Genomic DNA, 26,424 nt, shown 5'->3' with positions numbered 1-26,424 from the left:
AGAATCGATGATTGTCTTCTGGTCGCGCCATTTTTTGGCGAGGCCGTCATTTGAATCAAATAAATGCTTCAAATAAGCGCAAAGATTATGCTGGATGAGGGACTTGCGGGGCTGGGAGGCTTGATGACCATGGGTGTTGAGACGGCCGCGTCATCGCGCGCAGGCAATTCGGGAAGAATAAGACTGAAACAGTTGTTATAACTTGCTGCAATAAATACAATGCCGCTTATGATAACCATGTCTACTGTATGGTGATATTGAAATGAAAATATGACGATATTTCAGGTATTAACTCGGGGCTGACCGTAGTAATACTTAAGTGTTTCTGCTTATTATTCCCAATGGCTTGTTTATTCTCTCGGCAGCAACTTGCGCGTGCCGGACGGCCGTGCTGGCCACTGTTGCTGGCAGGACGCGCAAAACGCCGGCGGGCCGCTGCTGCATCGCACAAGCTGCCTGTACTTCGCTATAATTGCGCGGTTAAAACACCACCCGCTAATGAGGAACCCCATGAGTTTGAATAACGTCTCTTCCGGCCGCGACCTGCCGAACGATTTCAACGTCGTCATCGAAATCCCGATGAATGCCGATCCGATCAAGTACGAAGTCGACAAGGAAAGCGGCGCGATCTTCGTCGATCGCTTCATGGGTACCGCCATGCATTACCCGTGCAACTACGGCTACGTGCCGAACACCCTGTCGCCGGACGGCGACCCGGTGGACGTGCTGGTTATCACCCCATTCCCGCTGATCCCGGGCGTGGTCGTGCGCTGCCGTCCTATCGGCGTGCTGAAAATGACCGACGAGTCGGGCGAAGACGCGAAAGTGCTGGCCGTGCCAGTCGACAAGGTCCTGTCGATCTACAGCCACTGGCAAAAGCCGGAAGACTTGAACGAACTGCGTTTGCGCCAGATCCAGCATTTCTTTGAGCACTACAAAGATCTGGAAAAAGGCAAATGGGTCAAGATCGACGGCTGGTATGGCCCTGAAGTGGCCAAGGAAGAAATCCTGGGCGGCGTCGCCGCCTACAAGGCCGATGCCGCAAAAGCCTAACAGCAGCTGTTAAAAGAACGCTCCCCGCCAGGTATGGCCGGGAGCGTTTTTTTATGCGCGAAACGGACTGTGCTCGTTCAATTCATCGAGGTAGGCGTCGATGCCGCCCCGTTCGCGCTCGAGGAAGCGCTGCACGGCGTCGGCAAAGGCCGGGTGCGCCAGCCAGTGGGCGGACCAGGTCTTTTGCGGCAGGAAGCCGCGCGCCATCTTGTGCTCGCCCTGCGCGCCGCCTTCGAAGGTGGTGATGCCGTTGGCGATGCAAAATTCCAGCGGCTGGTAGTAGGCCGTCTCGAAGTGCAGACAGGGCACGTGCTCGAGCGCGCCCCAGTAGCGGCCATACAGGGTGTCGTTTGTGTGGATCAGCAGCGAGGCGGCGATAGCCCGGTCTTCGCGCTCGGCGATCACCAATAAAATGTTCTGCGGCATGCTGGCACCGATGCGGCGGAAGAAGTCCAGCGACAAATAGGGCGAGGAGCGGTGTTCCGCATAGGTATTGCTGTAGCAGCGGTGGAACAGTTTCCAGTCCGCGTCTGTCGCTTCCGTGCCGCGCACCTGGCGCAGGGTCACGCCCGCTTCCCGCACCTTGCGCCGCTCGGCGCGGATATTCTTGCGTTTCTTGTGTTCCAGGGTGGCGAGAAATTGCTCGAAATCGGTATAGCCGGGATTGAGCCAGTGAAACTGCACGCCGCTACGCATCAGGTAGCCGGCCTCGGCCAGCTGGCGCGCCTCGCTTTCCGGCGGGAACAGGATGTGGCAGGACGAGACCTCGCTGGCTTGCTGCTGCGCCTGCAGGAAGCCCAGCAGGGCGGCGCGCGCTTCGCCATCGCGGGCCAGCAGGCGCGTGCCGCTGACGGGCGTAAAGGGAATGGCGGACAACAGTTTCGGATAATATTCGAGGCCATGCTGCTGATAGGCATCAGCCCAGGCCCAGTCGAACACGTATTCGCCATACGAGTGCATTTTCAAGTACAGGGGCAGGGCGGCGGCCAGCGTCTTGCCTTGCCACAGCACCAGGTAATTCGGTTGCCAGCCCGTGTCCGCGCTGGCGCAGCCGGACTCATGCAGCGCGTGCAAAAAGGCATACGAGAGGAAGGGATTGCTATCCGCCTGGCGCGCCAGCAGTTCAGACCAGGCCGCTTCGCCAATTTCCGCCAGGGTAGTGACGATAGCCGTGCGATAATTCATTGTTGTAGTGTGCATTCATCACTCTCGGGGCGCCGCCGTCGGCCTGCGCGCCCCTGTCTTGTTTAATAGAACGAAAATATCCATCATCATGACAGTCAAAGTCGCAATTGCTCAAATGAATAGTACGGTCGGCGATCTGGCCGGCAACCGTGCCAAGATCTTCGACCTTTCCCGCCGCGCCTTTGAGGCGGGCGCCGATATCGTGCTGACGCCGGAACTGTCGCTGGTCGGCTATCCACCCGAGGACTTATTACTGCGCAATGCATTCTACGCAAAAACGCAGCAAGCGTTTGCCGAGCTGGCCCGCGACCTGGCCCAGTTCAAGGATATGCACGTGGTGGTGGGCGTACCGTTGCAGGACGAGAAGGGCGTGCGCCACAATGCCGCCTCCGTGCTGCTCAATGGCGAAGTGCTGGGCACCTACCGCAAGCATGACTTGCCGAACACTACCGTATTTGATGAAAAACGCTACTTTACGTCGTCGGACCAGGCGTTCGTGTTTGGCGTGAAAGGCGTGCGTTTCGGCATCAATATCTGTGAAGACACGTGGTTCGAGCACGCGCCCATGCGCGCCCGCGCGGCCGGCGCGCAAGTGCTGCTGGTGCCGAACGGCTCGCCCTACCACATGAACAAGCAGCACCTGCGCTATGAAACCATGCGCAAGAATGTCAGCGCGCAAGGCATGGCCCTGGTGTATGCCAACCTGGTCGGCGGCCAGGACGAGCTGATTTTCGACGGCGACTCGTTCGTCATGGATGCGGCCGGCACGATCTGCGCCCAGCTGCGCCACTTCGAGGAAGACTTGCAACTGGTCGAGTTCGACGGCGCCACGCCCGTGCCGCAGCCGCTGGCCGCGCCATTGACCACCGAGGCGCAGGTGTACCAGGCGCTGGTGCTGGGCGTGCGCGACTACATAGTCAAGAACGGTTTCCCTGGCGTGCTGATCGGCATGTCGGGCGGCGTCGATTCGGCCCTGACCCTGGCCATCGCCGTCGATGCGCTGGGCGCCGACAAGGTGCGCGCCGTCATGATGCCGTCGCAATTTACGGCCGATATCTCGTGGATCGATTCGCGCGACATGGTAAAACGCCTCAATGTGCGCTACGATGAAATTCCGATCAAGCAAACCTTCGATGCTTTCCGCGCCACCCTGGCTGACGAGTTCGCCGGACTGGCGGAAGACGCGACGGAAGAAAACATCCAGGCGCGCATCCGCGGCACCCTGCTGATGGCCTTGTCGAACAAGCATGGCAGCATCGTGCTGACGACGGGCAACAAGAGCGAGATGGCTGTCGGTTATTGCACCCTGTACGGCGACATGGCGGGCGGCTTTGCCGTGATCAAGGATATTGCCAAGACGCTCGTGTACCGCCTGTGCGCGTACCGCAACGGCGTGTCGGACGTGATTCCCGAGCGCATCCTGACGCGCGGGCCGTCGGCCGAACTGCGCGCCGACCAGCTGGACCAGGATTCCTTGCCGCCATATGACGTACTCGACGGCATCATGCAGCTGTACATGGAAGAAAACCGGCCGATCGCCGAAATTATCGAGGCTGGCTACCCGCCGGCCGATGTGGCCCGGGTCACGCGCCTGATCAAGATCAATGAATACAAGCGGCGCCAGTCGCCGGTGGGCATCCGCGTCACGCACCGTGGTTTTGGCCGCGACTGGCGCTATCCCATTACGTCGAAATTTTACGAATAAGCAGCCATCTGTCCACAATCCAACAATTTTAAGGAGTAGCCATGAAACAGATTACCGCCATCATCAAACCATTCAAGCTCGACGAAGTACGCGAGGCGCTGGCCGACGTGAACGTGACGGGCCTGACCGTGACGGAAGTGAAGGGCTTTGGCCGCCAGAAGGGGCATACCGAGCTGTACCGTGGCGCCGAGTACGTGGTCGACTTCTTGCCGAAAGTCAAAGTCGAAGTGGTGGTGGACGACAGCGTGTCGGAACTGGTGGTCGACGCCATCATCAAGGCGGCCCGCACGGGCAAGATCGGCGACGGCAAGATCTTCGTGCGCGACGTGGAGCAGGTCATCCGCATCCGCACGGGCGAGACGGGCCCGGACGCGGTGTAAGTCTGGGCCAGCAATGTCGTCGGATTACGGCTCTTCGAGCCTAATCCGACCTACGGCCTGGCGCACGTCGATATGCGTAGGTCGGGTTAGCGCGCCAGCGCGTAAGCCGACGCTGCTAAGCCAGCAAAGCTGCCGGATTGCGCATCAGCGCCCCAGCCGCATGTCGAACTTCCAGCAGATCAGGCGCAGGATCGTGATGCCGCTGGCGCTGGTCCATAGCGCGAAGTCGTGCTCGGCGCCGAAGTGCATCTGCAATAAATAAGCCCAGCAGCCGAAAAACGCGCAGATGGCGTAGGGTTTGCCGTCGCGAAACACCATTGGCACTTCGTTGCAGACGATGTCGCGCATCACGCCGCCGAAAATCCCCGTAATCACCCCCATCATCGACGCGATAAAGATCGGCATGCCGGCGCGCATGGCTTCGGCCACGCCGGCGATGGCGAACATGCCCAGGCCGATGGCGTCGGCGATGACGATCAGGCGTTCGGAGACGATCTGGCGCAGATGCTGGATCAGGGGGGCGGCCGTCAGGGCCAGCACGAAGATCAGGATCGCGTATTCCTGGTGCGACACCCAGAACAGGGGCCGCTTGTCGAGCAGGATGTCGCGCAATGTCCCCCCGCCGAATGCCGTGATGAAGGCCACGACGAACACGCCGACCAGGTCCATGCGCTTGCGGCGTGCTTCGATGAAGCCGGAAAACGCGCCCACCAGGATGGCGATGACCTCAATGATCTTGATCAGCGAGCCAGGCGGCAGTTGGGGTGGTATCATGGGTGGAGCGCTTGAGCAGGAAATAATTGTCACAGGTTAACATGACACGGCCCCGAATGGTGACAAACGGGGCCGTGTGCAGTGCGGAACCTGTTACTGGATTGTGTTCTTGCTGCCAGGACTAGCGGATGGGTTGCAGCGCTGCCGAAAGTAAAACAACCAGTGCGCCATCGCCCCCTTCGGAGCGGCGCGCCTGGCAAAAGGCGATGACTTCCTCCTTTTGCACGAGCCAGCTGTGCACCATCGATTTCAAGACCGGTTCCTGCCCTTTGGAGCCGAAACCCTGGCCGTGGATCACGCGCACGCAGCGCAGCTTGCGCCGCGTCGCCTGGTTCAGAAAGGCGCCGATGCCATCGCGCGCCTCGTCGCGGCGCAAGCCGTGCAAGTCCAGCTCGTCCTGGATGGGCCAGTGGCCCTTGCGCATCTTCTTGACCACGTCCGGCCCTACGCCGGGGCGGGCGTAGTTCAGGGCCGGATCGTTTTCCAGGTAATGGTCGACCTCGAACAAGTCCGACAGCGACTCGCGCAGCACGGCCGCATCGTCCTCTTCCGGCGTCAGCTTGCGCGCCGGCTGTTGAACGCTTGCCGCGCCCGTCTTGGGCAGGCTGGGCACGTAGCGGTCTGACTCGGGCAGGCGCTTGACGCCGCCGATGCTGGCCTTGAACAGATTGCTTTCCACGGCCTGCACCTTGGCCTGCCGCGTACGCTCGGCCTCAGCCTGGGCGCGCGCATCGGCCTGCTCCTTGAGTTGCTTGCTGACCACTTTCAGGTCGGCAAAGTCTTTCATCGACGCCATGCGACGCTTACTCCTGGCCTTCCAGGTAGCGCTGGGCGTCCAGTGCTGCCATGCAACCCGTGCCGGCGCTGGTGATGGCCTGGCGGTAGATATGGTCTTGCACATCGCCGGCGGCGAACACGCCCGGTGCGCTGGTGGCCGTGGCCATGCCTTCCAGGCCCGTCTTGGTCTTGATGTAGCCGTTGTGCATGTCCAGCTGGCCTTCGAAGATGCCCGTGTTCGGCTTGTGGCCGATGGCGATGAACACGCCGTGCACGTTCAATGCTTCGACCTTGCCGTCGATGGTGGACTTGATGTTCAAGCCCGTCACGCCGCCTTCGTTGCCCGTCACTTCGTCCAGAGTGTGGTTATATTTCAACACAATCTTGCCTTCGGCAACCTTGGCGTTCAGGCGGTCGATCAGGATCGCTTCGGCGCGGAACTTGTCGCGGCGGTGGATCAGCGTGACCTTGTTGGCGATGTTCGACAGGTACAGCGCTTCCTCGACGGCCGTATTGCCGCCGCCGACGACAGCCACTTCCTGGTTGCGGTAGAAGAAGCCATCGCAGGTGGCGCAGGCGGACACGCCCTTGCCCATGAATTCCGCTTCCGATGGCAGGCCCAGGTATTGCGCGGACGCGCCCGTGGCGATGATCAGGGTGTCGCACGTGTATTCGTGGCTGTCGCCCTTCAGGCGGATCGGTTTTTCATTCAGGAACGTGGTGTGGATGTGGTCAAACACGATTTCCGTATTGAAACGCTCGGCGTGCTGCAGCAAGCGCTGCATCAGGTCCGGGCCTTGCACGCCCATCGGGTCGCCAGGCCAGTTTTCCACGTCGGTGGTGGTCATCAGTTGACCGCCTTGTTCCACGCCGGTGACCAGCATCGGGTTCAGGTTGGCGCGGGCGGCGTAGACGGCGGCGCTGTAGCCGGCTGGGCCGGAGCCGAGGATCAAAACGCGGGCGTGTTTGGTAGTGGTCATGGGAGGCTTCTCTATGAGTAGGGTCTATCCGAATTGGGGGCATACGCGCGAAGAACAAGGGCGTATTGCGCTTGCGCAAGCAATCCTCGATTATAGACCAAGCCGCCTGTAGCGACGAATCGTGGGGCCGTCCGGGGCATATATGGCTTAGAATACTTCCTTATTATGGGAAATTCCCTTTCAGAAACATTTTTCACCTTGCAGCGCTTCCCAGAATGACTAAACCAGCCCAGGCCAATCAAAATAGCTACACCCGAAAACCGGTCGAACGCCGGCCCCTGCCCAACCGGCTGGTGCGGCTGCTGTCCGAGGCGCGCTGGTTCGCGCTGGCCGCGTTTGCCTTGTATTTCGTATTGATCCTGGCCAGCTTCAACAAGCTCGACCCCGGCTGGTCGCACGCCACCAACGTCGACAAGGTCGCCAATCTGGGCGGCAAGCTCGGTGCGACCTTTTCCGATCTGCTGCTGTATATCTTCGGCTTTTCCGCCTGGTGGTGGTGCGTGTGGCTGCTGCGCACCGTGTGGAATGGCTATCGCCGCCTGAGCAAGCGCTTCCTGCTGGAAGAGGAAGAGGTGGAGCGCGAGCACCATGTCGAGATGCTGATCCGCATCGTCGGCTTCTCCATCATGCTGATCGGCAGCATGGGGCTCGAATACCTGCGCATGGCGAAAAGCCTGCACGTGCAGCTGCCGCGCGATCCGGGCGGCGTGCTGGGCCAGCTGGTGGGGCATGCTAGTAAGGAGGCCTTCGGCTTTACCGGCGCGACTTTATTGCTGTTGCTGCTGTTCGGCCTGGGTTTCAGCCTGTTCTTCCACGTTTCTTGGTTGCAAGTGGCAGAACGTATCGGCGGCGCCATCGAAGATGCCGTCAACTGGTTCGTGCTGCGCTACCAGGACCGCGAAGACCGCCGCCAGGGCGAAGTGGCTGCCGTGCGTCGCGACGAAGTAGTGGTCATCGAGCGGGCCAAGCATGTGGAAAAGCACGTGGCCGCCCCGCCCGTGAAAATCGAGCCGCAGGTGGTGACTGTCGTGAAATCCGAGCGCGTGGAAAAGGAGCGCCAGGCCCATCTGTTCGAGAACCTGGGCGATGGCAAGCTGCCGCCGCTGTCCTTGCTCGACGAGGCGCCGCCCGTGGTGGAAACGGTCTCGGTGGAAACCCTGGAATTCACGAGCCGCCTGATCGAAAAGAAATTGTCCGACTTTGGCGTGGATGCCAAGGTAGTGGCCGCTTACCCCGGCCCTGTCGTGACGCGCTATGAAATCGAGCCGGCCACGGGCGTGAAGGGCAGCCAGATCGTGGGCCTGGCGCGCGACCTGGCCCGTTCGCTGTCGCTCACCTCGATCAGGGTGGTGGAAACCATTCCCGGCAAGAATTACATGGCTCTGGAATTGCCGAACACCAAGCGCCAGATCGTGCGCCTGACTGAAATTCTCGGCTCCAAGGTCTATAACGATGGCGTGTCCAGCCTGACAATCGCGCTGGGCAAGGATATCGCGGGCAAGCCCGTCGTGGCCGATCTGGCCAAGATGCCGCACTTGCTGGTGGCCGGTACGACCGGTTCCGGCAAGTCGGTCGGCATCAATGCGACGATTCTGTCGCTGTTGTATAAATCCGACCCGCTCGACGTGCGCCTGATTCTGATCGATCCGAAGATGCTGGAAATGTCCGTCTACGAAGGCATCCCGCACTTGCTGGCGCCCGTGGTGACCGATATGCGCCAGGCCGGCCACGCGCTGAACTGGGCCGTGAACGAGATGGAACGCCGCTACAAGCTGATGAGCAAGATGGGCGTGCGTAACCTGGCCGGCTACAACGCGAAGATTGCCGACGCGAAAAAGCGCGAAGAACTGATCCCGAACCCGTTCAGCCTGACCCCGGATGCGCCCGAACCGCTGGAAAAACTGCCGACCATCGTCATCATCATCGACGAGCTGGCCGACTTGATGATGGTGGTGGGCAAAAAAGTCGAGGAATTGATCGCGCGTATCGCGCAAAAGGCGCGCGCCGCCGGTCTGCACTTGATTCTGGCAACGCAGCGCCCATCTGTCGATGTGATCACGGGTTTGATCAAGGCGAACATTCCCACGCGTATCGCCTTCCAGGTCTCGTCGAAGATCGATTCGCGCACCATTCTGGACCAGATGGGCGCGGAAACCTTGCTGGGCATGGGCGACATGCTGTACATGCCGCCCGGCACCGGCTTGCCGATGCGCGTGCACGGCGCGTTCGTGTCCGATGATGAAGTCCACCGCGTTGTCAGCCATCTGAAGCTGCAGGGCGAACCGAATTACATCGAGGGCATCCTCGAAGGCGGCACCCTGGAAGGCGACGGCGCCGAAGGCGGCGTGCCGGGCGAGGGCGGCGGCGAAGCCGATGCCCTGTACGACCAGGCGGTGGCGGTGGTGCTGAAAAACCGCCGCGCCTCGATTTCGCTGGTGCAGCGTCATTTGCGTATCGGCTACAACCGCGCCGCCCGTCTGCTCGAGCAGATGGAGCAGAGCGGGGTGGTTTCAACCATGCAATCCAATGGCAACCGGGACATCCTGGTGCCGGCGGCGAGTAGTGAACAAGGGTAACGGAATGAAGAATACGACTTTCGCAGCAAAAATGATGATCGGCGCGGCCAGCGTCGCCTGCGGCCTGCTGTTCGCGGCCAGCGCCTCGGCCAGCGCCCTGGAGCAATTCAAGGCCTTTGCCGCCGGCACCAAGTCGGCCAAGGGCGAGTTCGTGCAGCGGCAAGTGAAGAAGGCGGACGCCGGCGGCAAAGCGAAAGTCTCGACGCCGGCCAGCGGTACGTTCGAATTCGCCCGTCCAGGCAAGTTCATCTGGACTTACCTGAAACCGTACGAGCAATTGCTGCAAGCCGATGGCGACAAGTTGTATATCTACGACAAGGACTTGAGCCAGGTGACGGTCAAGAAGCTGGGCGACGCGCTCGGTTCCTCGCCGGCAGCCATTCTGTTCGGCAGCAATGATTTGGAAAAGAATTTCACCCTGGCCGAAGCGGGCACGCGCGATGGGCTGGAATGGCTGAAGGCCACGCCGAAAGCCAAGGACACGACCTTCGACGAAATCACCATCGGCCTGCGCAACGGCGTGCCGGAAGCGATGGAATTGCGCGATTCGTTCGGGCAGACGTCGGTGCTGGCGTTCAAGAATTTCCAGAAAAATCCCGCGCTGGCCGCGAACCATTTCAAATTCGTGATGCCAAAAGGCGCGGACGTCATTAATAACTGATTGTTGACGTTTTGCTGTTGGCCGGCCTCGCAGCGATGCGGGGCCTTTGCATTCTTACTGGGTACATACTATGGCGGATCTCTTTTCCACCGCACCGCGCCAGCCGTTGGCCGAAGCCTTGCGGCCGGCCACGCTGAACGAAGTCATCGGCCAGACGCATCTGCTGGGCGCGGGCAAGCCGTTGCGCCTGGCGTTCGAGGCGGGCAAGGCCCACTCGATGATTTTATGGGGGCCGCCCGGCGTGGGCAAGACGACCTTGGCGCGCCTGATGGCAAACGCTTTTGACAGCGAATTCATCGCCCTGTCCGCCGTGTTTGCTGGCGTCAAGGATATCCGCGCAGCCATGGACCAGGCCCGCCATAGCCTGGATCAGTTCGGCAAGCACACCTTGCTGTTCGTCGATGAGATCCATCGCTTTAATAAATCGCAACAGGACGCCTTGCTGCCTTTCGTCGAATCGGGTCTGGTGACGTTCATCGGCGCCACCACCGAAAACCCCAGCTTTGAAGTGAACTCGGCGCTGCTGTCGCGCGCGCAAGTATATGTATTGAAATCGCTTAACGAAGATGAGATGAAGCAGCTGCTGGCCAAGGCGCAAAGCACGGCGCTGACGCACTTGAGCTTCGACGAGGCGGCGGCCGACACCCTGATCGGCTACGCGGATGGCGATGCGCGGCGCTTTTTGAATTTGCTGGAACAGGCCGAGACGGCCGCCAGCTCGACGGGCACGACCACCATCGACGCGGCCTTCGTCGACAATGCGCTGACCTTGAATTCGCGCCGCTTCGACAAGGGCGGCGACAATTTCTATGACCAGATTTCCGCCCTGCACAAGTCCGTGCGCGGCTCGAATCCCGATGCGGCCCTGTACTGGTTTTGCCGCATGATCGACGGCGGCGCCGATCCGCGCTACCTGTCGCGCCGCATCGTGCGCATGGCCTGGGAAGACATCGGCCTGGCCGACCCCCGCGCCTTGACCATGGTCAACGACGCGGCCGAAACGTATGAACGCCTCGGTTCGCCCGAAGGCGAGCTGGCGCTGGGCCAGGCAGTGATCTACCTGGCGATTGCGGCGAAAAGCAATGCCGGCTACAACGCGTTCAACACGGCCATGGCCTTCGTCAAGAAGGATAAATCAAAGGAAGTGCCCGTGCACTTGCGCAATGCGCCGACGAAATTGATGAAGGAACTCGGCTACGGCCACGCCTACCGCTATGCGCACGACGAACCCGATGCGTATGCGGCCGGCGAAACGTATTTCCCGGACGGCATGGCGGAACCGGGCTGGTACCAGCCCGTGCCGCGCGGCCTGGAAAGCAAGATCGCCGACAAGCTGGCCTGGCTGCGCGAGCTGGACAGGAAGGCGGGAAAAAGTTAAAGCGGGCTGAGACTACAGGCCCAGTAATGTAAAGCCGTCGTCTTGCGGCGCGTAGCCGACCAGCCGGCGCGTCGCTTCAATCGACAGCCGCTTGTAGCGGTTGTCCGACACCCCATGCACGACGTGGTAGCCGGGCGGCACGTCGGCCGCGATGCAGCGGGCCAGCAGCTGTACCACGTCGCGCTCGCTGATGAAGGCGGCCACGTCGCGCGCGCTGTGCTGCTGGCCTGGCGCAAAGTGGGCCACGTTGGCGATGCGCACGGCGATCGCCGTCATGCCATGCTGGTGCGCGAAGGCCGAGGCCACGCCTTCGCCAAAGGCCTTGCTGGCGCCATACATATTGGCGGGACGCGCCGGCATGCTTTCCTGCACCTGCATATCCAGCGGGTAGCCTTCCACGGCTTGCGCGCTGCTGGCAAACACCACTCTTTTGACACCCTGCGCCTGTGCCGCGCGGAAGAGGTTGTGCGTGCCGACGATGTTCGGCTGCAGCAATTGCGTATCGAAATCGGCGCCGGCGTGCGGCACGCCGGCCAGGTGCAGCACCACATCAATATCGGCGCAGGCGGCCAGGCAGGCGGCATGGTCGCGGACATCGAGTTGCATGGACGGGCAGGGCGCCGATGTCAGCCCTTGCGTGTGCAGGTCGGCCAGCCGCAGGGAGAATTCCCCGTGCCGGCGCTTCCAGAAAGCGGTGCCGATGATGCCGGCGGCGCCCGTGACGAGGACGCGCAGTGGTGGTGCTTGACGCAGTGATTCTTTAGTCATGTATTCCTTGTGCTGAGTGTGTGAGGCAGTGCCAGGCTCAGCCAACGCAGCAGGGCGGGGCGCGGTGCGGCCGTCCCATGCACGCGGATGCGTCCGCTGCCCACGGCTTCGACCAGCACCAGGCCGTCGTTCGGTATCGTATAGCGTTCGCCGCTGCGCAGCACGTAATCGTCGAACTGGGCATAGGCCGTGATCCAGGCCGTGCCGGACAGGCATTCGATGACCGTGGCGCGCGCTTTTTCCAGGCGCAAGGGCCGTTCGCTTCGTAATTCGTGGTCGGTATGCATGGCATCGCTCCTGTTGTGCTGACAGGAACAGCTTAGGCGCTTGCCTTGAACCATGACAGATGCAGGAAAACGAAATTGTCATGCATACAGTGTGCTTCGTCGTACACTGTGCTTGTCAAAAAAACGGGCAACTGTATCTGTGCGTGCCGCGCGCGCCAGCCGCATACTGAAGGGATGAACATGAGCGCGCAATTGAACCTGTACGAGCACCTGGCCAATGAGCTGGGCGCCCTGATCGACGCGCGCGTGTTCGCGCCCGGCGACCGCCTGCCGTCGATCCGCCACCTGGCGCAGCAAAAGCGCATTTCCGTCAGTACGGTGATGCAAGCCTTGCGCCTGATGGAAGACCGGGGGCAGGTCGATGCCCGGCCCCAGTCCGGCTATTTCGTGCGCCACCGCGCGCCGCGCCGGCCATGCAGCGCGGACGCGCAGCATCTGAAGGAGCCGGCCTTTGTCGGCATCAACAACCTGTTGATGCGCGTGCTGAAGGAAAACGAGGCACCCGCTATCGTGCAGCTGGGCACGGCCTGGCCTCCCGACGAAATATTGCCGATCAAGCGCATGCAGCGCACCATCAGCGCGGTGGCGCGGCGCGAGCCGGCGTTATTGAGCAAGGTCAGCTGCTACGACGTCAGCGAAGGCAATTTTTTGCGCCAGGTGGCGCGCCGCGCGCTGGACTGGGGCAAGCTGGACCCGCGCGAAATCGTCGTGACAAATTCCTGCACGGAAGCGATCAGCCTGTGCCTGCGCGCCGTCGCCAGACCGGGCGACACCATCGCCATCGAGTCGGCCACGTATTTCGTGCTGCTGCAGATGATCGAAAGCCTGGGCATGAAGGCGCTGGAAATTCCCACCGACGCGAAGACGGGGCCGTCGCTCGATGCGCTGGAGCTGGCCTTGCGCGCCGGCCTCGTGCAAGCGTGCCTGTTCGTGCCGAACGCGAATAATCCGCTCGGCTGCGTCATGCCGGAAGCGAACAAGAAGCGGCTGGCGGGGCTGCTGTCGGAATTCAATATTCCGCTGGTGGAAGACGATGTGTATGGCGATCTGTGCTTTGCACCGCAGCGCCCGTGGCCCGTGAAAGCCTACGATACGAGCGGCAACGTTTTATTGTGCTCCTCGTTTTCCAAGGCCATCACGCCCGCCTCGCGCGTCGGCTACGTGCTGGCCGGACGCTTCGCGCAGGAGGTGGCCTTGCTCAAAACCGTGTCGAGCGGCGCCACCAGCCATTTCTTCCAGGCCGTGCTGGCCGACTTTTTGGAGGGCAGCAGCTACGACCAGCAGCTGCGCAAGATGCGGCGCACGCTGGTGCAGCGCATCGCGCGCATGTCCGATGCCGTGGCGGCCAGCTTTCCGCTTGAGTGCATGCTGTCCGAGCCGCAGGGCGGTTTCGTGCTGTGGGTGCAGATGCCGCCGCAGATCGATGCGCTGGCCCTGCATGGGCAAGCCATCGCCGACGGCGTGGCGTATATGCCGGGCCAGCTGTTCTCGGCTTCGGGCAAGTTCGGCAATTATCTGCGCCTCAATTGCGGCAATGCCTGGACGCCGCGCATCGAGCAGGCCATCGGCCGCCTGGGCCGCCTGGTGCATGAGGCCTTGTAACTATTCTTTGCGTTTCAGTGCCCCATTTTCACCGTTCGCTCCCTGTTTTTCGCCGCTGGTCGCAAGCCAGTGGCCTTGTTTGCCGTCGTTGGCTAAAGTAGCACCATACCAGCAGCAGTCAACGACGCAAACTAACCAGGAGTCACATCATGAACGCACTGAAAAACATGGAAATCGCCTTTATCGCCGCCGCCGTCCTGGCCATCGGCAGCAGCTTCGCCACCGCCGGCGCCAATACGGTGGAAGTGAGCGCCACGTCGACCCTGATTGCCAAGGCCGCCGACAGCACCATGCCCGTCGTCACCGTCAGCGCCCGCCGCCTGACCGCTGCCGAAAAAGCCGCTTTCATTTAAGCATCCGCCGTAAAGCGGGCGCGAGTGCCCGGCCATGCTGCCATGACGATGGCGGGCCATGCGCAAAACTCATAGAGAACTGAACGGGTCTTGGTACAATGAGTGCTTTCGATACATCGGCACCGCCATCCACCCATGATAGATATCCAACTTCTCCGTAAAGACATCGCCACCGTCGCAGAACGCCTGGCGACGCGCAAATTCCAGCTCGATGTGGCAGGTTTTACCGCCCTCGAAGCCGAACGCAAGGCGATCCAGACGCGCACCGAAGAACTGCAGGGCAAGCGCAATGCGCTGTCCAAGCAAATCGGCATGTTGAAAGGCAAGGGGGAAGATACCTCGGCCGTGATGGCGCAAGTGGCCGGCCTGGGCGATGAACTGAAAGCCGATGAAGCGGCCCTGACCCTGGTGCAAGCCAAGCTGAGCGATTTCATCATGGCCGTGCCGAACCTGCCGCATGAATCGTCGCCCGTGGGCATGGACGAGGCGGGCAACGTGGAAGTGCGCAAGGTCGGCACGCCGCGCACGTTTGATTTCGAAGTCAAGGATCACGTCGACGTGGGCGGCCCGCTGGGCCTCGATTTCGAAGTGGCGACCAAGCTGACCGGTTCGCGCTTCTCCGTCATGAAGGGCGGCATCGCCCGCCTGCACCGCGCGCTGGCGCAATTCATGCTCAACACGCACGTGGACGAGCACGGCTACACGGAATGCTATACGCCGTACATGGTCAACGCCGATTCGCTGCGCGGCACGGGCCAGTTGCCGAAATTCGAAGCCGATCTGTTTTCGGTGAAAAAAGGCGGCGCGGAAGGCGAGGGCGAGACCTTCTACCTGATCCCGACGTCGGAAGTATCGCTGACCAACATCGCGCGCGAGGAAATCCTGGCGCTCGACCAGTTGCCCCTGAAAATGACGGCCCACACGCCATGCTTCCGCTCGGAAGCGGGTAGCTACGGCCGCGACACGCGCGGCATGATCCGTCAGCACCAGTTCGACAAGGTGGAAATGGTGCAGGTGGTGCATCCGGATACCTCGTACCAGGTGCTGGAAGAAATGGTGGGCCACGCGGAAACCATATTGCAACGCCTGGGCCTGCCGTACCGCGTGATGTCGCTGTGCACGGGCGACATGGGTTTCGGCGCCACCAAGACCTTCGACCTGGAAGTGTGGCTGCCGGCGCAAAACACCTACCGCGAGATTTCGTCCCTGTCGAACTGCGAAGCCTTCCAGGCCCGCCGCATGCAGGCACGTTTCCGCAACGCCGCCGGCAAGCCGGAACTGGCGCACACCCTGAACGGCTCCGGCCTGGCAGTGGGCCGCACCCTGGTGGCCGTGCTGGAAAACTACCAGCAGGCGGACGGCAGCGTCGATATCCCGGCAGTGCTGCGCCCGTACATGGGCGGACTGACGCATCTGAAGGCATAAAAGGCTCAGGTAGCCGCTGCAATGGAGGGCAAAAATAGTCCTTCCATTTTCTCAAACGGCTGCTATAATCTTGCCTTCTCGCAGCAATGCGGGAAAAGACCGCAGCAAATGGAGAGGTGGCAGAGTGGTCGAATGTACTTGACTCGAAATCAAGCGTACGTTAAATCGTACCGTGGGTTCGAATCCCACCCTCTCCGCCAGAACAAATAAAAAAAGCTCCCTTGCGGGAGCTTTTTTTATTTGTGCCGGCGAAGAGGAGTACGCCCCCTGCGGGGCGTACGCGTGGGATTCGAAGCCCCGCGCATACTTGCGCGGGGCTCTCCGAATCGCCCAACCGGTTTTACCCGTGCGCCAAGGCCCCAGCCTCAAAGCCAACTCGCGTCTCGCAAGAGGCTCCCCAAATCACCCATATAGTTTCTGCTTTTTCAAAGCAGGATTAGCAACAAACCCCTACCCAACCCAACAATCCCCATGCTAAAATAGCGCCTCGTTCAAACGGACACGTCAGTTTGAACGAATAGACCGCAGTAAACGGAGAGGTGGCAGAGTGGTCGAATGTACTTGACTCGAAATCAAGCGTACGTTAAATCGTACCGTGGGTTCGAATCCCACCCTCTCCGCCAGAATACATAAGAGAAGCTCCCGCAAGGGAGCTTTTTTTATGCATGGAACACCCGCAAGCCACCAGCGTCTCCAATGCAGGTAGAAAAACCGCCCAAAGCGCGCAGCGCAAGGCGTATTTTCCTCCATGTAGGCTTTAAACGGCGCGCCCCGCCACCACAAGCTAGTGCACGAGCTTGGCCACCGCAAACGCGACGCCCGACATGGCAATGATCGTCCCCACACACGACAGGATGACAGCCGACTTCGCCTCAGCCACATCTGACTTGGTCGCATAATTGGAGCGCACCACAGCGAGGTCCAGTTTCAGGCCGCCGACATCCGTCTTGAGAACGCCGACATCCCCCTTCAGACCAGCGACATCCGTCTTCAGGCCAGCCACATCCACCTTGAGGTCGGCAACATCGGTTTTCAGGCCAGTCACATCCACCTTGAGGTCAGCCACATCGGCCTTCAGTCCAGTCACATCCGCCTTTAAATCAGCAACGTCCAGTTTCACACCAGCCATATCTTTTGCCAGCGTGTTGACTTGCTCGTCCATGGCGCAATCCTCCGTGCTTGTCACTGCATGCTCCTCGCTTTTTTCACCGCTGTCAAACAGTGTCCCGAGGGTATCGCGCATGGCTTTGCTATTGATTGCCAGGCGTTGCGCCAGCGCCGTCACGCGCTGCAAGTCGGCCATTCCTTCGCCCTGTAGCTGGTCTGTGGCAGTCTGCAATTCGACGGTGATCTGCTCGCTGAGGCTGGCTGCGACCCGCAGTCACGCATCGATCTTGCGCTGGCGTGACTGTTGCGTCAGCGCGCCATGCTGCAAGCGCGTATCGCTCAGTTTGTGCATGCTGTTCATGCGGCGTCCTCTTTGCCCGGGGCCGATACCAATACCGATGCTGCCCACGCTACCCCTCACCCCGGATTCCACCTTGACCCCGCTCAGCCTATGTTAATCTACTCCCTCCCATCCCGCCCCCATCAATAAAAGCAATGAGCCGATTCTGGAGCAACATCGTCAGCGAGCTGACCCCCTACGTCCCCGGCGAGCAGCCGAAACTGCCCGACCTGGTGAAACTCAACACCAACGAAAACCCCTACGGCCCGTCGCCGCAGGTGCTGGCCGCGCTGCGCGAGGCAGGTAACGACAGCCTGCGCCTCTACCCCGACCCCACCGCCAGCGAACTGAAGCAAACCCTGGCCGATTACCACGGCCTCAACAGCGCGCAAGTGTTTGTCGGCAACGGTTCCGACGAAGTGCTGGCGCTGGCCTTCATGGCCTTGCTCAAGCACGACGCGCCGCTGCTGTTCCCGGACATCAGCTACAGCTTCTATCCCGTGTATTGCAAACTGTACGGCATCGATTACCGCACGGTCGCGCTCGACGACACCATGCGCATCCGCCCGCAAGACTACCGTGGGCCGTGCGGCGCCATCATCTTCCCGAATCCGAATGCGCCCACGGGCGTCGATTTGCCGCTGGCCGGCGTGGAAACCTTGCTGCGCGAGCATCCCGATGCCGTGGTGGTGGTCGATGAAGCGTATGTGGATTTCGGCGGCGAAAGCGCCGTGGCCTTGGTCGAGCGCTATCCGAACTTGCTGGTGGTGCAGACGTTCTCGAAATCGCGTTCGCTGGCCGGCTTGCGCGTCGGCTGCGCCTTCGGGCATGCGGACCTGATCGAAGCGCTGGAGCGGGTGAAGAACAGTTTCAATTCATATCCGCTGGACCGGCTGGCCTTGGCCGGCGCCGTGGCTTCGCTGCACGACGAGGAATATTTCCAGCAGACGCGCCAGGCCGTCATCGCCAGCCGCGAACAGCTGACGGCGGATTTGACGGGACTGGGATTCGAGGTGCTGCCGTCCGTGGCCAACTTTGTCTTCGCCCGCCATCCGCAGCATGACGCGGCGCAACTGGCGGCCGGCTTGCGCGCCCGCTCCGTGATCGTGCGCCATTTCAACGCACCGCGCATCAGCCAGTATTTGCGCATCAGCATCGGTAACGTGGGCGAGTGTGCAGCCTTGATGGCTGCCTTGCGCGAGATACTGTCGTGATGGCAGACCAGGTACGGCTGCCGGCAGCCGTACCAGGCACCAGTGTTTACTGCTGGCTGATCCGGCGGCGGCGCGCCATGAAGCCCAGCAAGCCCAGGCCGCCCAGCAGCATGCCGTAGGTGGCTGGTTCCGGTACGGCCGACACAGACAGGTTATTGATGGTTGGCCAGATGCCGACCTGTCCGGCCGTGCTGACGGACAAGTCGGAGAAGGCGCCTGTCGAGAGGAAGCCGACAAACGATGTCTGCGTCGGCAAGGCCAGCTCGTAGGTGAGCAGCTCGCCGAGCGCATTGCGCGCTGTCAGCGTGATACTCTGGGCGCTGGCATATCCACCGGAAAAGTTCGAACCGAAGAAGAATCCCCCCACGCCACGGACCGCATTGGAAAAGTTGGAGAACACCACGCTGTCGTTGCGGTTGTTCGTGCTCAGCCACTTGTCGCTGTTCGTGCCGGCGCCATACAGGACGGGCGAGGAGCCAACGGTGCCCACCGTGTAGGCGTAGCTGCCGGCGCTACGGTTCAGCGGGCCGTCAAGCGCATCGATCGGCAAATCATTAAAGGTATCGACGCCGGTATTGCCGACCGCCGCCAGATAGGCGGATTGGCTGGTAAAGAGCGTGATGTCTGCGTGCGCGGCACTGGCGGCGAGCAACAGGGCGGCGGCGCTCATGATTTTCAGGCGGGAGAATGAAGTTTGCAAGATCGACTCCTTAACAAGGTTGGGGAAAAGGACGCTGCACTGCGCATCGAGATGCAGGGATGCCAGGCCAATATAATATTTGCTAGAAAAAAATGCAACATAAAATTTCTTTATGATAATTTCTTTCATGCATAGTTGAAATACTGATATCGCCCGCCGTCGCCGCTGTCGCGCCCGTGCGGGCAGATGGCAGCGCGCTGCTGCCGGCGCGGGCCATTTGTGCAACAATAATCGGATTCACACATCGACAGGACGGACAATATGGCAAAAGTGGCATTCATCGGTTTGGGCGTCATGGGTTTCCCCATGGCAGGCCATTTGGCGGCGGGCGGGCACGACGTCACCGTGTACAACCGCAACCCGGCCCGCGCGGCCGCCTGGCTGGCGCAGCACAAGGGCAGCAGCGCTACCACGCCGGCCGCCGCCGCAGCGGGTGCCGAGTTTGTCTTCACCTGCATCGGCAACGATAACGATCTGTACCAAGTCATCCTGGAAGAGGGCGGCTTGTTGTCCGCCATGGCGCCGGGCAGCATCCTGATCGACCATACGACGGCCTCGGCCGAAGCGGCGCGCACCATCCATGCGGCGGCGAAAGAGCAGGGTGTGTTCTTCCTCGACGCGCCCGTGTCCGGCGGCCAGGCCGGCGCGGAAAACGGCAAGCTGACCGTGATGGTGGGCGGCGATGCGCAGGCGTACGCGCGCGCCGAGCCTGTCATCGCCCTGTTCTCGCGCGCTGTCACCTACATGGGAGAATCCGGTTCCGGCCAGCTGACAAAAATGGTCAACCAGATCTGCATCGCGGGCCTGGTGCAAGCCTTGAGCGAGGGTATTGCCTTTGCGGAAAACGCGGGCCTCGACGCGGCCCTGGTGGTCGACGTGATTTCCAAGGGCGCGGCGCAGTCGTGGCAGCTGGAGAACCGCGGCAAGACCATGATCGAGCGCAAGTTCGACTTCGGTTTCGCCGTTGACCTGATGCGCAAGGACCTGGGCATCTGCCTGGCCGAAGCCAAACGCAACGGCAGCGACTTGCCCGTGACGGCCTTGACGGACCAGTTCTATGGCGAAGTGCAGCAGGCGGGCGGCAACCGCTTTGACACATCCAGCCTGATCACGCGATTGAACAAAAAGTAACGGTTCAACGCATCAGTAAACAGCGGCGCGTCTCTGCAAAGGGCCGCGCCGCTTGTCATTTACGGGTGTGAAAAATAAAAAACGTCAGTTTCCGGAACATCCAGTTTCGATTTTCATGGAAAAGCATGGACTTCGCTAGCTCATCGTGTATTATTAAAAAACGAGATGAAATGTCCCAATTTTTAAAACATTATGAGTGGACCCGCATGAAAACCAACTCCTCAGCGATAACACGCGTTGTCGACAAGAACATTCCCTACCTGTCTTCCGCCGTCGCCATCTGGCGCCCCCGCGCCGTACTGCGCAGCTGGCCCGGCGTGGCCATCGCGCTGGTGATCGCCCTGTCGGCCACCTTTATTTCCAGCAATTACGGCGGCCCGCAACTGCTGTACGCGCTGTTCTTCGGCCTGGCCTTTCACTTTCTCGCCTCCGACCCCACCTGCAAGCCCGGCATCGAGTTTTGCAGCAAGATTCTGTTGCGCACGGGCGTGGCTCTGCTGGGCGCGCGCATCACCTTCAACCAGATCGCCTCGGTCGGCGTGACGCCGTTATTGATCGTCGTCGGCGGCCTGGTGGCGACTTTGGGCTTTGGCTATATGCTGGCCAAGTGGCTGAAACGCCCCATCACGGAAGGCATTTTGTCGGGCGGCTCGGTGGCCATTTGCGGCGCGTCGGCCGCGCTGGCCATCTCGGCCGTGCTGCCGCAAACCAAGGAGAACGAGAAATTCACCCTGCTGACGGTGGTGGGCGTGACCTCGCTGTCCACGCTGGCCATGATCGTCTACCCGCTGCTGGTCAAGCTGCTGGGTTTTGACCCGACGGAAGCGGGCGTGTTCATCGGCGGCACCATCCATGACGTGGCGCAGGTCGTGGGTGCGGGCTACCTGGTCAGCAACCATACGGGCGATGTCGCCACCTTCGTGAAACTGACGCGCGTGGCCTGCCTCGTGCCCGTCGTACTGGGCCTGTCGATCATGTTCAAGCGCAAGGACGGCAAGAGCGAAGTCGACGCGCCGCCGCTGGTACCGTTCTTCCTGATCGGCTTTGTCTGGCTGGTGATTACCAACAGCCTGGGCCTGATCCCGCAGGAAGTGAATGGCTGGATCAACAATGCCTCGCGCGCTTGCCTCGTCATCGCCATCGCCGCGCTGGGCGTGAAAACCTCGTTCCAGTCGCTCGCTTCGCTGGGCTGGCGTCCCGTGGTCATGCTGGTGATGGAAACGGTGTGGATCGCCGCCTTCGTTGCCATCGCCGTCCTGCTGACGCGCTGAGCGAGCCGGGTCCGCCATGAAGATCCTTGTCCTCGGCGCCGGCGTGGTCGGCACGGCATCGGCCTGGTACTTGCGACAGGCGGGCCACGACGTGCGCGTGCTCGAGCGCCAGGCGGGCGCCGCGCAGGAAACCAGTTTCGGCAATGGCGGACAGATTTCCGTCTCGCACGCGGAACCGTGGGCCAATCCCGCCACCCTGCGCAAGGTGCTCACGTGGCTGGGCAAGGACGACGCGCCGCTGCTGTTCCGTCCGCGCCTCGACCCGCTGCAATGGCAGTGGGCCTTGCACTACCTGCGCGAATGCCTGCCGTCCAGGGTGGCGCGCAATATGCGCCAGATCGTCGCCCTGGCCGAGTACAGCCGCCAGAGCCTGCAAGCCTTGCGCCGCGAGACGGGCATTGCCTACGACCACCTCGAACGGGGCATTTTGCATTTCTATACGGATCAGCAGGAGTTCGACAAATCGCAAGCGGGCGCCGCGCTCCTGCGCGAACTGGGCTGCCCGCGCAATACGGTCAGCGCCGACGAAGTGATACGCCTGGAGCCGGCCCTGCGCCACGCGCGCAGCCGTATCGTCGGCGGCGACTTCACGGCCAGCGACGAATCGGGCGACGTGCATCTGTTTAGCACGGCGCTGGCCGCGCGGGCCGCCAAGGCTGGCGTGGATTTTCGCTTTGGCACGACGGTGACGCGCCTGCTGGCGGACGGCGAGCGCGTCACCGGCGTGGAGTTGATTGACGCGCAGGGGTGCCATCGTGTCGAGCAAGCGGACGCCGTGGTGGTGGCCATGGGCAGCTTTTCCGCGCCGCTGCTGCAGCCGCTGGGCATCCGGCTGATGCTGTATCCGGGCAAAGGTTATTCCGCCACCTACCCGATTCTTGACGCCGCCGCCGCACCGAGCGTATCGCTGACGGACGATGGCCATAAGCTGGTGTTTTCGCGCCTGGGATCGCGCCTGCGCGTGGCGGGCACGTGCGAGCTGAACGGCTACACGCGCGAACTGAACCCGCTGCGCTGCGCCGCCATCACGCGCCGCGTGCAGGCGCTGTTCCCCCATGCCTGCGATTACAGCGACCCCGTCTACTGGGCCGGCCTGCGCCCCCTGACGCCCTCGAACGTGCCGTATATCGGCACGACGCGCTACCGCCAGCTCTTTCTCAACACGGGCCACGGCACGCTGGGCTGGACCATGGGCTGTGGCGCGGGCCGGGCGATTGCCGACTTGGTGTCGGGGCGGCGGCCCGAAGTCGATTTTGCGTTTTGCGGCGAAGCCCCCCGGCAAGAAGCCGCTTTGGTTCAACTTAGGAGAGCACCACGATGAGAGACGACGCCACCCCCAACCAGCCACCCGGCGGACTGACCCTGGCCGGCACCACCTACCAGTCGCGCCTGCTGGTGGGTACCGGCAAATACAAGGATTTCGAGGAAACGCGGCTGGCCATCGAAGAGAGCGGCGCCGAGATCGTCACCGTGACGATACGCCGGGTCAATATCGGCCAGGAAAAGGGCGAACCGAATCTGCTCGACTTCATTCCGCCATCGAAATACACGATCCTGCCCAACACGGGCGGCTGCTACAACGCGCGCGACGCCGTCTACACCTTGCAGCTGGCGCGCGAGCTGTTGGGCGGGCACCAGTTGTGCAAGCTGGAAGTGCTGGGCGATGAAAAGACCCTGTTCCCGAACATGCCGGAAACCTTGAAAGCGGCGCAGGAACTGGTACGCGACGGCTTTCAGGTGATGGTGTATTGCAGCGACGACCCCATCCAGGCGCGCATGCTGGAAGACATCGGCTGCATCGCCGTCATGCCGCTGGCGTCGCTGATCGGCTCGGGCATGGGCATTTTGAATCCATGGAACTTGTCCCTGATCATCGAGCAAGCGCGCGTGCCCGTGCTGGTCGATGCCGGTGTCGGCACGGCATCGGACGCGGCCATCGCCATGGAGCTTGGCTGCGATGGCATTTTGATGAATACCGCCATCGCGGCGGCGCGCGAGCCGGTCCGCATGGCGCGCGCCATGAAACTGGCAGTGCAGGGCGGACGCGAGGCCTATCTGGCCGGACGCATGCCCCGAAGTTTCACCCAGGCCGGCGCCATGAGCGCTTCGCCTTCGTCGCCGATGGCCGGGCTGATCGCCTGAACCGCCGCATTTACCGCAGTTTGCAGCACCGTTGTTGATTCCTGTTGATTCTTGCTTGAAGAACGTAGCCATAAAAACCACAATACCTGGAGATGACATGAAACACACACTCGTAGCGGCGGCCATCCTGGCCTCCTTCGTCGCCGGCGGCGCCAGCGCCCAATCGTCCGTCACCGTGTACGGCTTGCTTGACGCGGGCTTCACGTCCGAACACGGCGGCGCGGACGGTTCCGTCACCAAGCTGGCCACCGGCGTGCAGTCGGGCAGCCGCATCGGCTTCAAGGGCACGGAAGACCTGGGCAATAATCTGAAGGCCAATTTCCTGCTGGAAAATGGCCTCGACGTCGATACGGGCGCCAACCGCCAGGGCGCCCTGTTCGGGCGCAAGGCCTATGTGGGCCTGTCCGGCGGCTTCGGCGCCGTGAACCTGGGCTTGCAGCACAACCCGCTGTTCACCGCGCTGGACAATATCGACCCATTCGAGACGGGCATGACGGGCGCCTCGATCAACCTGATGAGCGTGGCCAGCCTGCGCACGAAAAACTCCATCATGTACGAGACGCCGAAAGTGAACGGCTTGTCGGCCGCCGTCATGTATGGCCTCGGCGAAAAGCCGGACAGCAACACGCTGGGCCGCACCATCGACTTTTCCATCGACTACGCCAACGGCCCGCTGGTGCTGACCCTGGCGCACGACAACCGCAAGGATACGCCGCTGAACACGGCGAAAGTCACCTTGCTGGGCGGCACCTACGACTTCGGCCCCGCCAAATTGCACGCCGCGTATGAAACGGACAAGGACGATGCGGGCACGGATTTCCGCGACTACATGCTGGGCGTGTCCGCCCCCGTGGGCGCGGCGGGCAGCGTGATGGCGTCCTACATCCGCAAGGACGACCGCACGAATGCGCGCCGCGGCGGGCGCCAGCTGGCCATCGGCTACACCTATGCCTTGTCCAAGCGCACCAACCTGTACACCTCGTACGGGCGCATCAGCAACGATGGCGCGGGCACCAATTTTGTCGGCGACGCATCGAGTGGCGGCAGCGTGCCCTTGCCTGGGCATAACTCGAGCGCCTTCACGGCCGGCATGCGCCTGAAGTTCTAAGCGCAGAGGGAAGGAAAACGATGGCGGCTTGTCTGTTGCGGATAAGCCGCCATTGTTGTTTCAGCAGCGGACCTTGCGAGCAAATTCCGGATTCAGGAATGAAACAGTCCGATTTTTCATGAATTTTCATTGACAGCGCATTTCGCAACCGTTAAATTGAACACGCATTTCAAATATCGGAACAAAATATACCGATTTTTTATAAAACCGTAAGGAGACTGAGCCATGACCGATTTGTCCGACCAAAAAGCCGCCGCCGCTGCCGTACCAGTTGGCCCGCAAAAGATGACGCCTTCCGAAGCGTTCGTGGAAACCCTGGCCGCCAATGGCGTGACCGACATGTTCGGCATCATGGGCTCGGCCTTCATGGACCCGATGGATATCTTCGCCCCGGCCGGCATCCGGCTGATTCCCGTCGTGCACGAGCAGGGCGCCGGCCACATGGCCGACGGCTATGCCCGCGTCTCGGGCCGCCACGGCGTCGTCATCGGCCAGAACGGCCCCGGCATCAGCAATTGCGTCACCGCGATTGCCGCCGCCTACTGGGCGCACACGCCCGTCGTCATCATCACGCCCGAGACGGGCACGATGAGCATGGGCCTGGGCGGCTTCCAGGAAGCGAACCAGCTGCCGATGTTCGAGGAATTCACCAAATACCAGGGCCACGTCACGCATCCGGCCCGCATGGCCGAATACACGGGCCGCTGCTTCGACCGCGCCATGTCGGAAATGGGTCCGACGCAATTGAACATTCCGCGCGACTATTTTTATGGCGAAATCAAGGCGGAAATCCCGAAACCGAGCCGTTTGGACCGCGGCGCCGGCGGCGAGCACAGCCTCAATGAAGCGGCCGAACTGCTGGCGCAAGCCAAGTTCCCCGTGATTATCTCGGGCGGCGGCGTCGTCATGGGCGACGCCATCGAGGAATGCAAGGCGCTGGCCGAACGCCTGGGCGCGCCCGTCGTCAACAGCTACCTGCACAACGACTCTTTCCCGGCCAGCCACCCGCTGTGGTGCGGCCCGCTCGGCTACCAGGGTTCCAAGGCGGCCATGAAACTGATCGCCCAGGCCGACGTCGTCGTCGCCCTCGGTTCGCGCCTGGGTCCGTTCGGCACCCTGCCGCAGCACGGCATGGATTACTGGCCGAAGAACGCCAAGATCATCCAGATCGACGCGGACAACAAGATGCTGGGCCTGGTCAAAAAGATTTCGGTGGGTATCTGCGGCGACGCCAAGGCGGCCGCGAAAGCCATCCTGGCGCGCCTGGACGGGAAAAAACTGGACTGCGACGCCACGCGCGACGAACGCTATGCCACCGTGCAAGCGGAGAAGGCGGCGTGGGAAGAGGAATTGACGAACTGGACGCACGAGAAGGATGCGTACAGCCTGGACATGATCGAAGAACAGAAGAAGGAGCCGGGCAACTATCTGCACCCGCGCCAGGTCTTGCGCGAGCTGGAAAAAGCCATGCCGGAAGACGTGATGGTGTCTACCGACATCGGCAACA

General features: G+C 61.7%; 24 protein-coding genes, 2 tRNA genes and 1 pseudogene. 18 read left to right on the top strand and 9 right to left on the bottom strand.

Features of this window, described 5'->3' with window-relative positions:
- Positions 1–510 precede the first annotated feature (510 nt).
- Positions 511–1,053, top strand: coding sequence for an inorganic diphosphatase (gene ppa, locus CBW66_RS21615; protein WP_086139428.1), 543 nt, complete (start codon positions 511–513; stop codon positions 1,051–1,053).
- Between the two features lie 51 nt (positions 1,054–1,104).
- Here ppa and CBW66_RS21610 read toward each other — a convergent pair whose 3' ends face one another.
- The gene (locus CBW66_RS21610) at positions 1,105–2,238 is read right to left on the bottom strand and encodes a GNAT family N-acetyltransferase (RefSeq protein ID WP_086139429.1); all 1,134 of its coding nucleotides are present in this window, start codon (positions 2,236–2,238) and stop codon (positions 1,105–1,107) included.
- Between the two features lie 88 nt (positions 2,239–2,326).
- Here CBW66_RS21610 and CBW66_RS21605 point away from each other — a divergent pair, with 88 nt between their 5' ends.
- Both CBW66_RS21605 and CBW66_RS21600 read left to right on the top strand, forming a co-directional pair.
- Positions 2,327–3,943, top strand: a complete 1,617-nt coding sequence (locus CBW66_RS21605; protein ID WP_086139430.1) for an NAD+ synthase — start codon at positions 2,327–2,329, stop codon at positions 3,941–3,943.
- Between the two features lie 41 nt (positions 3,944–3,984).
- Complete coding sequence (locus CBW66_RS21600; protein WP_034758685.1) at positions 3,985–4,323, top strand: P-II family nitrogen regulator; 339 nt, start codon at positions 3,985–3,987, stop codon at positions 4,321–4,323.
- Between the two features lie 144 nt (positions 4,324–4,467).
- Here the strand turns inward: CBW66_RS21600 and CBW66_RS21595 are convergent, their stop codons facing one another.
- From CBW66_RS21595 to trxB, 3 genes are all read right to left on the bottom strand, one after another.
- Positions 4,468–5,097, bottom strand: a complete 630-nt coding sequence (locus CBW66_RS21595) for a trimeric intracellular cation channel family protein (protein WP_086139431.1) — start codon at positions 5,095–5,097, stop codon at positions 4,468–4,470.
- Between the two features lie 121 nt (positions 5,098–5,218).
- On the bottom strand, positions 5,219–5,893 hold the full coding sequence (locus CBW66_RS21590) for a Smr/MutS family protein (protein WP_086139432.1): 675 nt from the start codon (positions 5,891–5,893) through the stop codon (positions 5,219–5,221).
- A gap of 7 nt (positions 5,894–5,900) precedes the next feature.
- Positions 5,901–6,854, bottom strand: a complete 954-nt coding sequence (gene trxB, locus CBW66_RS21585) for a thioredoxin-disulfide reductase (protein ID WP_086139433.1) — start codon at positions 6,852–6,854, stop codon at positions 5,901–5,903.
- A 215-nt stretch (positions 6,855–7,069) separates the two neighbouring features.
- Between trxB and CBW66_RS21580 the strand changes: the two genes are divergently transcribed.
- The 3 genes from CBW66_RS21580 (at position 7,070) to CBW66_RS21570 (ending at position 11,469) form a co-directional block, all read left to right on the top strand.
- Positions 7,070–9,430 (top strand): DNA translocase FtsK, encoded by a 2,361-nt coding sequence (locus CBW66_RS21580; protein WP_086139434.1) that lies wholly within the window; start codon positions 7,070–7,072, stop codon positions 9,428–9,430.
- Between the two features lie 31 nt (positions 9,431–9,461).
- Complete coding sequence (lolA, locus tag CBW66_RS21575; RefSeq protein ID WP_086139435.1) at positions 9,462–10,091, top strand: outer membrane lipoprotein chaperone LolA; 630 nt, start codon at positions 9,462–9,464, stop codon at positions 10,089–10,091.
- Between the two features lie 70 nt (positions 10,092–10,161).
- Entirely contained in the window at positions 10,162–11,469 is a 1,308-nt protein-coding gene (locus CBW66_RS21570) for a replication-associated recombination protein A (protein WP_086139436.1), read from the top strand.
- 12 nt (positions 11,470–11,481) lie between these two features.
- Here CBW66_RS21570 and CBW66_RS21565 read toward each other — a convergent pair whose 3' ends face one another.
- Both CBW66_RS21565 and CBW66_RS21560 read right to left on the bottom strand, forming a co-directional pair.
- On the bottom strand, positions 11,482–12,237 hold the full coding sequence (locus tag CBW66_RS21565; protein WP_086139437.1) for an NAD(P)-dependent oxidoreductase: 756 nt from the start codon (positions 12,235–12,237) through the stop codon (positions 11,482–11,484).
- Complete coding sequence (locus CBW66_RS21560; RefSeq protein ID WP_086139438.1) at positions 12,234–12,524, bottom strand: DUF2917 domain-containing protein; 291 nt, start codon at positions 12,522–12,524, stop codon at positions 12,234–12,236. The genes CBW66_RS21565 and CBW66_RS21560 overlap by 4 nt, the downstream gene beginning before the upstream one ends.
- Positions 12,525–12,704: 180 nt before the next feature.
- Between CBW66_RS21560 and CBW66_RS21555 the strand changes: the two genes are divergently transcribed.
- From CBW66_RS21555 to CBW66_RS21535, 5 genes are all read left to right on the top strand, one after another.
- On the top strand, positions 12,705–14,126 hold the full coding sequence (locus CBW66_RS21555) for a PLP-dependent aminotransferase family protein (protein ID WP_086139474.1): 1,422 nt from the start codon (positions 12,705–12,707) through the stop codon (positions 14,124–14,126).
- 149 nt (positions 14,127–14,275) lie between these two features.
- Positions 14,276–14,479: a hypothetical protein gene (locus tag CBW66_RS21550; RefSeq protein ID WP_086139439.1), complete on the top strand. Its 204-nt coding sequence runs from the start codon at positions 14,276–14,278 to the stop codon at positions 14,477–14,479.
- 135 nt (positions 14,480–14,614) lie between these two features.
- On the top strand, positions 14,615–15,904 hold the full coding sequence (gene serS / locus CBW66_RS21545; protein ID WP_086139440.1) for a serine--tRNA ligase: 1,290 nt from the start codon (positions 14,615–14,617) through the stop codon (positions 15,902–15,904).
- Positions 15,905–16,014: 110 nt separating this feature from the next.
- Positions 16,015–16,104, top strand: a tRNA-Ser gene (locus CBW66_RS21540).
- 333 nt (positions 16,105–16,437) lie between these two features.
- Positions 16,438–16,527: transfer RNA gene (locus tag CBW66_RS21535), tRNA-Ser, on the top strand.
- 161 nt (positions 16,528–16,688) lie between these two features.
- On the opposite strand, the gene CBW66_RS21530 is transcribed toward CBW66_RS21535, so the two are convergent.
- A complete protein-coding gene (locus CBW66_RS21530; RefSeq protein ID WP_086142883.1) occupies positions 16,689–17,207 on the bottom strand; it encodes a hypothetical protein in 519 nt (172 codons plus the stop codon).
- Positions 17,208–17,285: 78 nt separating this feature from the next.
- Positions 17,286–17,432, bottom strand: coding sequence for a hypothetical protein (locus CBW66_RS29060; protein WP_170933016.1), 147 nt, complete (start codon positions 17,430–17,432; stop codon positions 17,286–17,288).
- Positions 17,433–17,506: 74 nt separating this feature from the next.
- Between CBW66_RS29060 and hisC the strand changes: the two genes are divergently transcribed.
- Entirely contained in the window at positions 17,507–18,565 is a 1,059-nt protein-coding gene (gene hisC / locus CBW66_RS21525) for a histidinol-phosphate transaminase (protein WP_086139442.1), read from the top strand.
- Positions 18,566–18,611: 46 nt separating this feature from the next.
- Here hisC and CBW66_RS21520 read toward each other — a convergent pair whose 3' ends face one another.
- The gene (locus CBW66_RS21520) at positions 18,612–19,394 is read right to left on the bottom strand and encodes a PEP-CTERM sorting domain-containing protein (RefSeq protein ID WP_086139443.1); all 783 of its coding nucleotides are present in this window, start codon (positions 19,392–19,394) and stop codon (positions 18,612–18,614) included.
- A 132-nt stretch (positions 19,395–19,526) separates the two neighbouring features.
- Here CBW66_RS21520 and CBW66_RS21515 point away from each other — a divergent pair, with 132 nt between their 5' ends.
- The 6 genes and pseudogenes from CBW66_RS21515 to xsc all read left to right on the top strand — a co-directional run.
- Positions 19,527–20,396 carry an NAD(P)-dependent oxidoreductase gene (locus CBW66_RS21515; protein WP_086139444.1) on the top strand — a complete coding sequence of 290 codons (870 nt, stop codon included), beginning with the start codon at positions 19,527–19,529 and terminating at the stop codon, positions 20,394–20,396.
- 206 nt (positions 20,397–20,602) lie between these two features.
- Complete coding sequence (locus CBW66_RS21510; RefSeq protein ID WP_086139445.1) at positions 20,603–21,667, top strand: YeiH family protein; 1,065 nt, start codon at positions 20,603–20,605, stop codon at positions 21,665–21,667.
- A gap of 16 nt (positions 21,668–21,683) precedes the next feature.
- Positions 21,684–22,988: a D-amino acid dehydrogenase gene (locus CBW66_RS21505; protein WP_086139446.1), complete on the top strand. Its 1,305-nt coding sequence runs from the start codon at positions 21,684–21,686 to the stop codon at positions 22,986–22,988.
- Entirely contained in the window at positions 22,985–23,809 is an 825-nt protein-coding gene (locus tag CBW66_RS21500) for a thiazole synthase (RefSeq protein WP_086139447.1), read from the top strand. Before CBW66_RS21505 ends, CBW66_RS21500 begins: the two co-directional genes overlap by 4 nt.
- A gap of 97 nt (positions 23,810–23,906) precedes the next feature.
- Positions 23,907–24,917, top strand: coding sequence for a porin (locus tag CBW66_RS21495; RefSeq protein WP_086139448.1), 1,011 nt, complete (start codon positions 23,907–23,909; stop codon positions 24,915–24,917).
- 225 nt (positions 24,918–25,142) lie between these two features.
- Positions 25,143–26,423: pseudogene (gene xsc, locus CBW66_RS21490) on the top strand (sulfoacetaldehyde acetyltransferase); the annotation flags it as partial.
- Position 26,424: the final 1 nt, after the last annotated feature.

The sequence above is a fragment of the Janthinobacterium sp. GW456P genome, assembly GCF_002127655.1.
Taxonomy (GTDB): Bacteria; Pseudomonadota; Gammaproteobacteria; order Burkholderiales; family Burkholderiaceae_D; genus Janthinobacterium.
This window is presented reverse-complemented; position numbering and strand designations above follow the sequence as displayed.